Source organism: Mesorhizobium sp. WSM4836 (assembly GCF_055811815.1).
This window is the reverse complement of record NZ_JBVVQF010000023.1, coordinates 76497-88982: the sequence shown is the minus strand read 5'-3', so window position 1 is coordinate 88982 and position 12486 is coordinate 76497. Positions and strand designations below refer to the sequence as shown.

Annotated in this window: 13 protein-coding genes and 3 pseudogenes; 11 read left to right on the top strand and 5 right to left on the bottom strand. The window is 58.4% G+C overall.

Features of this window, described 5'->3' with window-relative positions; all coding sequences use genetic code 11:
- Nucleotides 1–149 precede the first annotated feature (149 nt).
- The gene (locus AC0L2P_RS24505; RefSeq protein ID WP_473504786.1) at nt 150–1973 is read left to right on the top strand and encodes a site-specific DNA-methyltransferase; all 1824 of its coding nucleotides are present in this window, start codon (nt 150–152) and stop codon (nt 1971–1973) included.
- A gap of 755 nt (nt 1974–2728) precedes the next feature.
- Here the strand turns inward: AC0L2P_RS24505 and AC0L2P_RS24500 are convergent.
- Nucleotides 2729–3094 carry a response regulator gene (locus AC0L2P_RS24500; protein ID WP_473504784.1) on the bottom strand — a complete coding sequence of 122 codons (366 nt, stop codon included), beginning with the start codon at nt 3092–3094 and terminating at the stop codon, nt 2729–2731.
- 127 nt (nt 3095–3221) lie between these two features.
- Here AC0L2P_RS24500 and AC0L2P_RS24495 point away from each other — a divergent pair, with 127 nt between their 5' ends.
- Complete coding sequence (locus AC0L2P_RS24495) at nt 3222–3392, top strand: hypothetical protein (RefSeq protein WP_473504782.1); 171 nt, start codon at nt 3222–3224, stop codon at nt 3390–3392.
- Between the two features lie 7 nt (nt 3393–3399).
- Here AC0L2P_RS24495 and AC0L2P_RS24490 read toward each other — a convergent pair whose 3' ends face one another.
- The gene (locus AC0L2P_RS24490; RefSeq protein ID WP_473504780.1) at nt 3400–3696 is read right to left on the bottom strand and encodes a hypothetical protein; all 297 of its coding nucleotides are present in this window, start codon (nt 3694–3696) and stop codon (nt 3400–3402) included.
- Nucleotides 3697–4060: 364 nt separating this feature from the next.
- On the opposite strand from AC0L2P_RS24490, the gene AC0L2P_RS24485 reads away from it, so the two are divergent.
- A complete protein-coding gene (locus AC0L2P_RS24485) occupies nt 4061–4489 on the top strand; it encodes a YidB family protein (RefSeq protein ID WP_473504778.1) in 429 nt (142 codons plus the stop codon).
- A gap of 24 nt (nt 4490–4513) precedes the next feature.
- Here AC0L2P_RS24485 and AC0L2P_RS24480 read toward each other — a convergent pair whose 3' ends face one another.
- Both AC0L2P_RS24480 and AC0L2P_RS24475 read right to left on the bottom strand, forming a co-directional pair.
- Complete coding sequence (locus AC0L2P_RS24480) at nt 4514–4666, bottom strand: KTSC domain-containing protein (protein WP_473504777.1); 153 nt, start codon at nt 4664–4666, stop codon at nt 4514–4516.
- Between the two features lie 208 nt (nt 4667–4874).
- Nucleotides 4875–5111, bottom strand: coding sequence for a hypothetical protein (locus AC0L2P_RS24475; RefSeq protein ID WP_473504775.1), 237 nt, complete (start codon nt 5109–5111; stop codon nt 4875–4877).
- 174 nt (nt 5112–5285) lie between these two features.
- Here AC0L2P_RS24475 and AC0L2P_RS24470 point away from each other — a divergent pair, with 174 nt between their 5' ends.
- Complete coding sequence (locus AC0L2P_RS24470) at nt 5286–5594, top strand: hypothetical protein (protein WP_473504773.1); 309 nt, start codon at nt 5286–5288, stop codon at nt 5592–5594.
- Nucleotides 5595–6277: 683 nt separating this feature from the next.
- Nucleotides 6278–6672 (top strand): annotated as a pseudogene (locus tag AC0L2P_RS24465) (transposase); the annotation flags it as partial.
- Nucleotides 6673–7267: 595 nt separating this feature from the next.
- On the opposite strand, the pseudogene AC0L2P_RS24460 reads toward AC0L2P_RS24465, so the two are convergent.
- Nucleotides 7268–7405 (bottom strand): annotated as a pseudogene (locus AC0L2P_RS24460) (IS110 family transposase); the annotation flags it as partial.
- 553 nt (nt 7406–7958) lie between these two features.
- Between AC0L2P_RS24460 and AC0L2P_RS24455 the strand changes: the two are divergent.
- From AC0L2P_RS24455 to AC0L2P_RS24430, 6 genes and pseudogenes are all read left to right on the top strand, one after another.
- Nucleotides 7959–8257, top strand: a pseudogene (locus AC0L2P_RS24455) (IS3-like element IS426 family transposase); the annotation flags it as partial.
- Nucleotides 8258–8365: 108 nt separating this feature from the next.
- Nucleotides 8366–9292, top strand: a complete 927-nt coding sequence (locus AC0L2P_RS24450; protein ID WP_473504771.1) for an NAD(P)/FAD-dependent oxidoreductase — start codon at nt 8366–8368, stop codon at nt 9290–9292.
- 120 nt (nt 9293–9412) lie between these two features.
- On the top strand, nt 9413–9718 hold the full coding sequence (locus AC0L2P_RS24445; protein WP_473504769.1) for a hypothetical protein: 306 nt from the start codon (nt 9413–9415) through the stop codon (nt 9716–9718).
- A gap of 463 nt (nt 9719–10181) precedes the next feature.
- Nucleotides 10182–10484, top strand: a complete 303-nt coding sequence (locus AC0L2P_RS24440) for a GFA family protein (RefSeq protein WP_473504767.1) — start codon at nt 10182–10184, stop codon at nt 10482–10484.
- A gap of 117 nt (nt 10485–10601) precedes the next feature.
- Nucleotides 10602–11705 carry an IS5 family transposase gene (locus AC0L2P_RS24435; protein ID WP_473504765.1) on the top strand — a complete coding sequence of 368 codons (1104 nt, stop codon included), beginning with the start codon at nt 10602–10604 and terminating at the stop codon, nt 11703–11705.
- Nucleotides 11702–12028 (top strand): hypothetical protein, encoded by a 327-nt coding sequence (locus AC0L2P_RS24430; protein ID WP_109672784.1) that lies wholly within the window; start codon nt 11702–11704, stop codon nt 12026–12028. Before AC0L2P_RS24435 ends, AC0L2P_RS24430 begins: the two co-directional genes overlap by 4 nt.
- The last annotated feature ends 458 nt before the right edge of the window (nt 12029–12486 follow it).

The following is a 12486-nucleotide window of genomic DNA, read 5'->3' as shown; positions in this document are numbered from 1 at the left end:
CCTAGGATTATCCTCCTACACTTTCTCGATGGTGTAAATGGCCGGTAGTCGCTACCGAGCGGTGAGCGAACACGTCGAAACCGTTAATAAGCCGTTAATTCTCAAATAGTTAACCGCAACCTGCAACTCTGTTGCCGGGGATAAAAGTTATGAATGAGCTTCACTTCGGCAATAATCTAGACGTGCTGCGGGCGATGCCAGCAGAGTCGGTCGATTTGATCTACCTCGACCCGCCGTTCAATTCGAATGCGAATTACAACGTCCTCTATGGCACGAAACATGGGGGGGCCTCCAAAGCTCAATCTCATGCGTTCGAAGATACATGGACTTGGGGCATAGATGCGCAAAGGGCGTTGGACGAGACAGCGGCGCGCCATTTTGAAGCCGGTGCTTTGCTAGATGCCTTTCAAAAGGTATTCGCCGGCAGTGACATGATGGCGTACCTGGCAATGATGGCCGTGCGCTTGATTGAAATGCGCCGCGTCTTAAGGCCAACCGGGTCGCTCTACCTCCACTGCGATCCGACTGCGAGCCATTATCTCAAGATAGTGCTCGATGCGATATTCGATCCCCGAAATTTCCGCAGCGAGGTCATTTGGCGGCGCGGCGGCTCACACAATAAGCTTAGCAGGCAATACGGGCCAATCCACGACGTAATATTGTTTTATGGCAAGTCTAAAGATGTCACATTTACTCCTGGGGTCACGCCCCACAGCAAAGAATACATCGACGGCGAATTTCGATTTGCGGATGAACGAGGAAAATATCGCCTGAACGAAATTATGGGGCCGGAGGTTCGAAAGGGCAATAGCGGCAAACCGTGGCGCGGCTACGACCCCACTCCCAGAGGGCGGCACTGGGCTATACCAGATAGCCTAAAGGAAATGATGCCGACCGACCTCCGAGACGCGGAGGTTCAAAAACAACTCGATTATCTATTGTCGGTCGACCTCATAGTTCTCTCGAAGACAGGAAGGCCGAAATACAAGCAGTACCCGACAAAGGGAGTCCCATACCAAGATATCTGGGCATTTCAACCTGGGACCAAAGGTGCGCTTTATGACAACAACGACCGCATTGACGAAGATGTGAAATGGCTGTCCAACGAAGCTGAAAAGCTGGGATACCCTACCCAAAAACCCGTTGGATTGCTCGAAAGAATTATTCGCACGTCCTCGAAACCCGATGACGTTGTCCTGGACCCCTTCTGCGGCTGCGGAACGGCCATTCACGCCGCCGAACGACTAGGCCGCAGATGGATCGGAATCGATGTCACCTATCTTGCCATACATGTCATCGAGCAGCGGCTTGTGAAGGCATTCGGCCCCGGAATTAAGGGCAGCTATACTCTATACGGGCGGCCGGAGGATGCCGAAGATGCGAGGGCGCTGGCCGCGCGCGATTGGCTCGAATTCCAGAAATGGGCCGTATTCACTCTTGACGGCTTGCCGAAGGACAGGCCGGGGGCGGATGGCGGTATCGACGGAATTATTCGCTATCACCAACTAGGCAAGGACCGCGCCAGCCGGGCGATAGTGTCGGTGAAAGGCGGTCTGAATGTAGGCGTGGACGCAATTCACAAACTCAAATCAGTAATGAAGCGCGAGGAAGCCGAGTTGGGAGTTCTCATTTGCGTCAACCCTCCAACAGGCCCGATGGTTCGCGAGGCCGTGTCGGAGGGCGAGACAGGTCCCTCAAACAGGCGAGTTCCGAAGATTCAGATCGTCACTATCGAGCAACTCTTTAATCCGGTTCCCGTGCTTTTACCGGGAATGGTAGATCCTCCTGAGGTGCTCTCAGCTCCCGCGCTTCCGGCCAAACGTGGTCGGAAGCGTATTGAGGGCCAAACAGAGATGCTTTTCCCGATTGAAGGAACGCTGCCTACTGAAAACAGGGCTAAAGCCAAGGGAAACCGTTCAATCCGGCCCGTCTCGATCGAAGTGACCCGAGCGGACAACCGTAAGGCAAAATAGCGGGCAACGGCTGTCTGCTAACGCTTGACCTGCCAGAATATATGCTTGCCAAGCCTTCGGTCGAAACAAGCAGACCTAGTGGCCAAGGCAACAGCCAACACGCTTACCGACCGTCTTTACAAGGCGCTTGTCAGCCGTGTTCATGCCACGCTCTGCCATGACATGCATCGCAATTCTTGCGTGCTACACGCCCTGCCAGCCTCTCTGAGCGTCGATAGGACTATCCTAGGTTCTCGCCGATACCTTGAGAGGAGGTCCGCTTAAATTGATCTCAGCACTGAAAGCGGCTGGGCAGCTTCCCATCAAAGTCCGATCTTGCGACACAATAAGACCATCGCGTGAAGCGGTCATCCGTTCGCCGCGGATGACCGCTCCAGCGCGATCTGCGTGCGATAGCCGTCGAGCTTGATCTCGTGAATCAGTGTTCACCCTCGGCCGGCCTTGGGACCAGCTTGGGCTCCATCGGCGGAATGAACTCAAGGCGGCCGGCGCCGGTACTTAACCCAGTGAATACTAGGTACAAAGCTTATATTAGCCAGAGTGAACGGAACGTGATTCCGCGCGGCTCCACAACGAAAGTTGCTCGCCTGCGTTGCCTTTCATCCAAAGCCGGTAAGAGGTCCGGCAGCTAATTGAGACCCACGGCAATGATCGCGCCCGGTCAAGCGAAGCTGCGAAGGCGCTGCGGGGCAGCTGATCCAGACGCCCTCGGTTGGTTGCGAAACCAGACGGGGGGTTGGTTGCCAGAGTGGGCACTATGGCGCGTCGATGTCATCGGGAACGCTTGACCTGACAAGGGTGATGATCTGTTGTGTATCGGCAGGCTTGGCGATGAACTTCCCAGAGGCGAATGCCACGTGGCACTCGGCCGGATGGACGCCGGTGTACACAAGGAAAGGCACGCCCAGCGAGGCCAGCGTTTCTGCGACTGAGACGCACTCTCCGTCTTTCAATCGGACGTCCAGTATTGCCAAATCCGGACGTTCTTCTGCCAACCACCTTTGCGTCTCCTCACAGGATGCTGTGAGCGCGACCGTGAACCCAGCCTCGCAAAGGCTGATTTCAAGATCGAGTGCGATCATGGGCTCGTCATCAGCAACGAGGACCAGCGGCTTTTTCATGGGTCAGTAGCCATACACGCCCGTCGTTCGAATTGAACTGGACCGATCAAACTTTGTAAAGCGCCGGCGGTTCGAGGAACAAGCCCCTTTGCCCACGAGTTTGTGATGAAGGTAGGAGCATCGCAACATGGGAGAAGAGAAGTCCAGCGACAAACTCAAGGAGGTGCAGGCTAAGGTCCTCTCCAAAGAAACCGGCATCACGGAGGCCCAAGCGCGAGAGCTGATCGAAATGATCGGCACCGATTATGCTTCGTTGCTCCGCGAGGCGCGCATGTTGAAGCGCCGCCCGAGCGACTGAGCGGGGGTCATAGAAAATATGCACGAGCGAGCGCGTAGCCTGCCAGGAGCAACATCGAGAGCACATAAAGAACCAGGAGCAACGGAACCACAGATGGTCCTCGATGGACGGCGGCGTCCGCTTCTTCCTGTTCCTCAAACAGATTGTGATCCAGCCTGGCTTTCGTGACCTCCGAATCGCCCGGCCCGTTGTTGCGGGCGGTTTCTCTCGAAATCCTTGTCGCGATATCTCCTCGGATCACAGAATCCTCGGGTAGATCGCTCGAAAGCCATTCAGGAAGATTGTCGCCATCGCTCTTGTCCATGGCGCCAACAATGTTTTCCGCCTCACTTATGTTCCACGTTTCTAATGTATTTTTGACCTGGCGGCGCCCTCCTAATGCGTGCTCCGATCTGGGCGGACAGTGCTGATCGAACAAATACAGGGGGGTGTTCCACCCAAGACAACAAAAAGCCCGCCGACCGAAGCCGACGGGCCAAGTGCACCAACAGCTGATCACAATTGCTGTCTAGCCGGAGTACAAGGTTTCAACACGCGAAAGGGCCGAAAGTTCCGTAGATGCTAATGTACGACAGGCTCGGGGATAGCCCGGATTTCCGGCGGAGACCCGAACCGTGGAACCTTTCAAAAGCGCATGACTTTTGCCTTCTTCTGGAAGGAGATGCGAAATGAGCCTTGACATCGGAAAGGTCGCCATAGCGTTGCTTGGCCTGCTTGCCTACAAGAACAGGGACAAGATCGGCGAGTTGATCGCTGGCAGGAAATCAACAGATCCCAACGCTAGCGCCGGCTCCTTCCCCGGCGGTCTCGGCGACATCCTGGACCGTCTCAGAAATGTGGGTGCGGGCGATCAGGTAGATTCGTGGGTAAGTAAAGGATCAAACCGGCCCGTTCAGCGCGAGCAGGTTGAAAAAGCAATCGACCCGCAAACGTTGAACGATCTGGCCGAGCAAACCGGATTGTCCCATGACGAGCTTCTCGACCGGCTCACAAGAGAACTCCCCGACGCAGTGGACAAGCTCACTCCCGACGGCCAGTTGCCAGCGAGCAAAGGCCCAAGTCTCCTGGACGAGGTCCCAGGGACTGGTAGCACTTAGCGCCACCTCGCCACCGACGGATAATCATCCCGGGTCGCTATCGCTCGCAATCAGGCGGTACCGGAAATGATTGCGAATGTGGTGGTTAAAGTAGCGACCCTTTGCGAACGCGGCTTTAAATGCCGCAAAGGTCTCCGGCGGAACACCCTCAAACTCGTAGCGCTTGCCGCTGGCCACGAACCACACCGAAAGGACCTTGCGCTCGGGATCGTTCCGTTTTGCGAATCGAGGTAGAGGGCATAAGGAATCAACGAGCGGAAAAGCCGTCGCGTTCCTCGTCTTTGATGGCGGGGCGCAAAGAAACCCGGCGGCGAACCGTCCCTCTAGTTCAGCGTCGGCGGCCGGCCCGGCCTGAAACCTTTCAGCGCCGCGGCGATCCCCATCATCACCGACTGCTCGGGGTGTCGAGCACGCGTAAAGTGCCCGGCTCGTCGCCACCAACGCCGCAGATCGGGAGGACCTGATAATCGCCTTCGAAAGGCTCCGTGTCGGCATTGGCGAAGAAGTCGTATTCGGGAAAGCACCTCTTGAGGAACGCCTCGACTTCGCGCAAGGCCGGTTCGGCCCGACGCCCGGACAGTGGCAGGATGATGAAGCTGTCGACCTTATCGCCCGCAGGCATGCCCGAAATATCGAAACCAGATCCTAGCGCCCTAATGGATGTTCTGTTTTCGTTAGACGATCAGGTGGCCAAGTCAAGCCACGGGCACGCGAAATCGCCGGCACGTCAATACCTACTTCTTGGGATGGAATTTCCCGGGCCGTCTGGCAAGCTCGTCTCGAAAGGAGCCTCGCCATGACGTCTCTCACCTGCAGCCTTGCCGCCGATACCAACGGAACGTGGCGGGTCGTCTTCTTGCCTGAAGAGCTGCATCTCTATGTGGAATTCAGCCCGCCGCAAGCCAGTTCAGATCCCGTGGACTGGATGAGTGTGGACGACTTCCTCGCCTGGCGCCCGAAAGGCGCGCTCCACAAAAGAGCGCGCGACCGGTTGGTCTCGCTCATTTGCAATGCCATGAAGGATCAAAACGGCAAAAGAACAGAAGGCTGTTGCAGAGCCGGGGGGATGGCTATCCACAGAAGCAGTGCAACGCCGATCCCGTAAGGAACCAGCACGACCGCCAGCGCTACCCAAACATTGGGGTCCGCCAAACGGCCATGTCACTGTGAAGCTGTTCCATCGCGTGTTTCCAAGGAGTGTGTGTTTTCAGCCTTCAGCCGCTGCTCCCGGAGCCGAGCCGTCTTGGCGTCTCGGGCCGCGCGCTCAACATCGATTAATGACCGTGCAGCATCTGATGTGCGCTGCTCTCTCTCATCTCTTTGTGTCCAAGTGGCCAAGCGGCGCTCTCCTATGTGCATGCCGCCGACCTGGCGGCACGGTGCTGCTTGATCGAACCATGGTCGCAGGCGAGTGTTCCACCAAAAACAGCAAAAAAGCCCCGCCGCACCTTTCGGCACGGCGGGCTTGTTAAATTTTTGCGACCAGATCGGGGGGCCGCGGGGTTAAGGCGGTTCGGACGTTAATAGATCAAGCGGCGCCGGTGCTGGCGTGATGGTGAATACAGCGGAAGGGGCCGAAACGACTATTGGGTTCGTCAGCTTGTGCCAGAGATTGCAGAGGTAGGAATAACGGGCATCGTAGCGCACTTTACCAACCGCGGCCGCCAAAGGGATCGTGACGGAACGCTGACAGGTTTCCCGACCTTCCGGAAGATACCCTTCGATTGTACGTTGAGGGGACGTGGACTGTCCCGTGAGAATCGGTAACGAAGCGCTCGACTGTGGGGCATAGCCGTTAGCCGCCTCATACGCCTCGACGAGAGCGGCGTCACCTTCCGTTACCAGGACTATCGTCGCGAAGCCGCCGACCGGCAGCGGGTTATGACACTCGCCACAGACGAGTTCATTCGCCGGTTCCTGCTCCACGTGTTGCCAAAGGGATTCCACCGCATCCGGCATTGCGGCCTGCTCGCAGGCGGCTCTCGCAAGGACTGCCTCGGGCCCGCCAACTGCTCGCGGCCGCGCCTCTCGCCACGAACGATCCATCGGCGGAACCGGACAACTTCCGCCCGCCATGTCCCTGCTGTGGCGGCCGCATGATCGTGATCGAGGTGTTCCAACGATGGAGGCAGCCACGCGGACCGCCACACGGTTCCCCGTCCACCGGGAGCAGCACGCCATGACCCGGCATGGTATGGTTCAGCCTTCAGCTGCGGGCACTCAGTCTCCGGCAACGGACCGACGCACGTCTATGGTGATTATCGACTCCGACAGAGCCGCGCCCAGCCGCTCACCGTCCCGACAAAACCGCGCGGAGGCGCAACGAAACGGTCTGTCCGCATTCACCCCAGAGCTTCCCGACGGCCGGTCGCGCCATCGCCGCCATCTTGCCGAAAATCGAAATCCCCATAGCCATCGCCTGTGGCCCGCGGGTTCCTTCCTGGGGGACTTTCGTACGCCTGCGGGCGCCCGAAACTCTTATATGGGAATGGTCAACCACAAACGGCGTCACGTCGACATTGTCATGTACCTCCGGCAATCCGTAGATCCATTCGATGGGTCCCGTTTGCGTGACGCGGTTCGCGAGCGAACCCAGTCCACCTTATATTCGGTCAGGCGCATGCACCTGTTCCATGATCCCGCTTGCGGCGGATTCGGACCCAAGAGACGAAACCATTCTTCAGCGGCGGCTGTTTGAGACCATGAGTTTCGTCGGTTCGTCTACCGAGGATCTGCCAGGCCTGATCGGTCCTGGAGATTGTTATGATCGATTGGCGTCTACGCTGATGGTTTCGTCAGGAGAGCTCCTTCTATAACGACTCCGGCGTTCACGTATTTCCACAGCGCAACAAGCAGTTTCCGAGCGAGGGCGATGATCGCCGTCTTCTTGTACCGGCCACCATTCTGGATGACTCGCTCCCTGACCTTCTCGACGGTGGCGGGCCTGACGCCGCCCCAGCCGTTGAGCACGCGCTTGACCGTAACGCGTGCCAACCCCGGCGCGCCGGGCTATCTCGAGGAAGGTGGGTTTCGAAATCGTGGTTCCCGTCAGGACACTGATGCGCAGATCCCTAAAGGAGTCGCAGCCCGGGGATGTTCGGCATCGATGCACCGGCTGTCCAGCCATTATTGCTACTAGGCTTCGAGGAATTCGGGTCGGGCCACAGTTGATTTTAACGGCCGCCATTAGGCGCAAAGCGGCCATCCATTCCCACGACTCTTTTGGACAGAGGCGGTCCTGGGCGGATGCTTCGCATCCGAGCAGCCCCTCGCTCCTGCATTGGGTCACCTTCTGACCCAAGCCCCAAAATACATACGCCGGAGTGTCTATAAGCCGCCGGTTGTCCATGAGGTCGCATGTTCGAGCGAGCTCAGAAGCAGAGAACTTAAACCGTCGTTCTAGCCGTGTAACAAACTGTGTAACAAACAGCGCGAAATATTTTCAGAGCTATAACTGATGGTTGGCGATCGCTCGCGTCGGCTCTTGAGCGAGGGAAGCGCAGCGGCGGTGGATTCCGGATGAGCCGGTAATCGGCAACTCCGAAGTCAAGAAGCTGGAACGTCGGGAGCGCGAGCTTGAACATATCGTCGGGCGCAAAACGTTGGAGAACGAGACGCTCCGTGAGATCCTTTCCTAAGCCCAGTCAAAACTACCGAGACCGCCGCCGATCTTGGACAGTTCCCGATGAAGACGGTAGCCGATCTTCTGGGCGTTTCCTGCTCTAATCTCGCTGAGCGGCGAAAGGCAATTCCAAGCGACGTCGCCCTTCAACTATAAGACCCGCGAGACGTTGTAACCAAATGGCCTGCTCCGCGTTCCTTCAACGGCGTTCGGCTGCGCCCTCGCGATCCAGCCCTGCGGTTCAGGATTTCTAAATGGCCAACCGGGACACGAACCGGTATGAAGGAAGCTTCGACTGCTTGATCGTAGGTGGCGGGCCAGCCGGCCTAGCGGCTGCGACTTACCTTGGAAGATTTCGAAGGCGAGTAATTGTTGTCGATGCGGATGAAAGCCGTGCAAAGTGGATTCCCTTGACGCGCAACTGCCCAGGCTTCCCAGACGGCATCACCGGCCCTGAGCTGCTTGACCGCCTTGAACTGCAGGCTCCTCGATACGGCGCAAGCTTGGTCCGCGACAGGATCGTATCCATTCGCAAAACGAAGGCTGGATTTTTGGCGGCCGCTTCATCTCCCATTCGTGCCCGCTCGGTGCTCATTGCAACCGGCGTTGTTGACATTCTCCCAGCTCTTCCTGGCGCTACCGACATGATCCAAGCTGGCGTCTTGCGATTGTGCCCTATCTGCGACGGCTATGAAGCAATCGACAAACGGGTGGCCGTCATCGGACCAGCCGAACACGCGATAAAAAAGGCGTTGTTCATGCGCACCTTCACTCAGGATCTGACCGTACTGATTACCGATCCATCCGAGCCCTCCCCGCAAGAGCGGACCAAACTCAAGAGGGCCGGGATCAAGATCGGCCTATGCAGACCCAATGCCGTTTGCGCCCCGGGCCGGGAGGCGGTAGTGGAACTCATCGACGGCGGAACGCTCTCGTTTGAGACCGTCTACCCTGCGATGGGCTCGACCATCCGCTCGAACCTTGCAGTCGAGCTTGGTGCATGCTGTGACAAAGTGGGCAATCTCGTCGTGGATTCGCGCCAGCGCACCGCGGTCCGCGGACTTTATGCGGCCGGAGATGTAGTCAACGAGATCAATCAGCTTGCCGTAGCATTCGGCCACGCAGCGATCGCTGCAACCGACATACACAACTATCTTGCAAATGGCGACGGCGAGCATTGATTTCAGGCCGAACACGGCCCACGGTGACATCAAGCGCACGGCGCCCCGGCGCCGACGCCGAAAGCAAAAGCATGAGGAACGAAGAGGCACGGCGACCGTTCGTGATCATTGAGTTTCATCATGTATCTCTTTCAAATCCTGCTACCCCGCGCGGATAATTCCGGCAGACCGTTTCCCAAACAGGACTTCGACCGGCTCAAAGAGGAACTGGCCCAGCAGTTCGCCGGCGTCACGGCTTTTTTGCAGGCACCTGCCGAAGGGCTGTGGCGGCAAGGCGGCGAGTGCAGCAATGATGAAATCGTCATCTTCGAGGTGATGACGGAGGAGATTGATCTGCGGGCCTGGCAAACACGCCGTGCGGACCTTGAGCGGCGCTTTCGTCAGGACGAGGTGATCATCCGTTATTCATCGATCGGCGTCGTTTAGGATGCGTAGAGCTTCGGTTCGAGGGCCGGGCAGGTTCGACGCAGGTTGACCAGAGCGGCAAAGGTGCGGAGCTCGAAGTCCGCACACGTTGATCAATCGGATCGCTTTGAGCCGTCCTTGCCTGCCCATATACGGCCACGGTTGTTCAAGCGCTTTCGCGACGTCAGCTATCGTCTTGACTACCGTGGCGTTGCGATCAAGGTAGATTGTAATCGGTATGAACGCCGGCATTCTTATCGCTCTCCGCGTTGGGAGCGGATCAACGCAGACACAAGGCGGAGGTTGCGTGAATGGGGACGGATTCCGTCGCTAAACAGCGTGCAGCGCTGAACGGCTAGGGCCTTGGCTGTCGCCGAACTGCGTCGCCTTCACCGCTATTGCATCGGGTACGCCATGTGCCTTCCCGTGGGACCCCAACCAGAAGAGCCGCCCTTAGAAGCGGCAATGTGCACGCCGGATCCCGATGTGCTGGGTACGCGTCTTCTGTTCCGAATCCAGACGAGAGCTGCGATCTCCTTATGCGAGCGGTGTCGATATGATGGACGAGCAAGTTCGCACAGGTGGCTGCCTCTGCGGAGCTGCTCCCATCCGACTCAAAGGGCAGCCGACGAGGGTGGGTGTAGGCCACTGCCATGACTGCAGGCGAACGAGCGGGAGCGCCTTCGTCTGCTTCGCGGTTTGGGCCAGATCGAGCTACGAAGGCACTGGCAATCTCCACACCTTTGCCGGGCGAAGCTTCTGCCCAACCTGTGTTCGCGCCTCGTAAGCATTCGGGACGACGAGGCCGAGGTTATGATCGGCAGTCTAGCAGGCTGTTGAAGAAGTGCTGGCGCGGTTGTTTGGAGCGTGATTCACTGCTCCCCGAACGATTGGGGATTTGTGGATGCGCGGCTTAGACGAACGGACAGGTTCGCTATTTTCCTATGTCGACCTTGAGGCGCGTGTTCGACGTGACCATCCGCTGCGGGTGATACGGGAGATCGTGAACGCGGCTCTTGTGGCGATGGATGGCGATTTTGCGGTGCTTTATCCGCCAGGGCTCGGCCGCCCGTCGATCGCGCCGGAGCGGTTGCTGCGTGCGATGCTGTTGCAGGCCTTCTACGGCATTCGCTCGGAGCGTCAGTTGATGGAGCGGATGGAGTTTGATCTTCTGTTCCGCTGGTTCGTCGGGCTTGGCGTTGACGATCCGGCCTGGGATCATTCGAGCTTCACCAAGAACCGGGATCGGCTGTTGGAAGGTGAGATCGCGGCCAAGTTTCTGCGCGCGGTGCTTGCTCAGCCAAGGGTGAAGCGGCTTTTGTCGTCGGATCACTTCTCGGTGGACGGGACGCTGATCGAGGCCTGGGCTTCGATCAAGAGCTTCCGCCGCAAGGACGGGGACGATAACGGCCCGGATGGGGCGGGGCGTAACGCCGAGCGCGGCTTTCATAAGGAGAAGCGCTCCAACGACACACACCAGAGCACGAGCGATCCGCAGGCGCGGCTCTACAAGAAGGGCGACGGGCAGCCGGCGAAGCTCTGCTATCTGGGGCATGCGCTGATGGAGAACCGTCATGGGCTTGCGGTTGATGGCGGCATTACCCAGGCCACGGGCACAGGCGAGCGTGATGCCGCGCTCGCCATGTTGGACCGCAGACCGTCGCGGCGGCGCATCACACTGGGCGCCGACAAGGCCTATGACGTGCGCCAGTTCATCAAGGACCTGCGCGAGCGCAAGGTCACGCCGCACATCGCCGTCGACGGCCATCTGAGCAAAACCGGCAAGCCTCGCGTGACGGCGATCGATGACCGCACGAAGCGCCATCCGGGCTATGATGTCAGCCAGCGCTGCCGCAAGCGGATCGAGGAGGTGTTCGGTTGGATCAAGGCCTCGGCCGGCATGGCCAAGGTCAAGCTGCGAGGATGCGCCCGTGTGGGCGCGGCCTTCACCTTGAACCTGGCGGCCTACAATCTGATCCGCTTCAAACTGCTGGCAGCGCCGGCATGAGCCTCACCGGCCGTTGGCGGATCGTCGCGATGCCCGACTATGTCGAGGATTATCGCGACATGATGGAACCCGCCTACATTGAGTTCGCGGCCGATGGCTCCGGCGAATTCGCCTTCGGCTGCGTCACCGGGCAGATCTTCGGCGCGGGCGACGGCAACAATGTCGCCTTCTCCTGGCAGGGCAATGACGAAATGGACGAAGCCCAAGGCGATGGCTGGGCTGAAATCCAACCAGACAGCTCTATCACCGGACAAATCTGCTTCCATGGCGGCGACGAAGCTGATTTCGTCGCCCGCAAGTGGACTTCTTCAACAGCCTGCTAGATCAAGCTCCGAGCAATCTTATTCCAGATTACGAGCTGTGGATCGGGCGACGGGAGCCATGGCTGTTGAACCTGGAATGGGCCGAGCAGTTCGAGCACGATTGGAAGCCGAGGAAAAATTGAGGCCGCCAATGGAGAGGGCTTTGTCTGGTTCGGCCTGGGTAGCCCGATTCACCGGTCTGACATGCCTAACGGTCGTTACGGTGCTGCGCCGGTCATCATCGGATCCGTTTCAGCGCATCGGCGTCAAGCCCCCAACAAAGTTCCGCCGAGCGGAAACCAGCAGAGCCTTCTTCCAGGAACAACCGGCGATCAGACGGGTTGGGGGCAGCCAAACAGGGAGAGCAAAGATGGACTTGGCGAGCCACACAGCCGACATGCACGGCAGTTTGGCAATAGCAACAACGCATTCGAGAGTGGTCACGCCTGTCCAGTTTGCGCTTGACGGCCGCTAGTGGT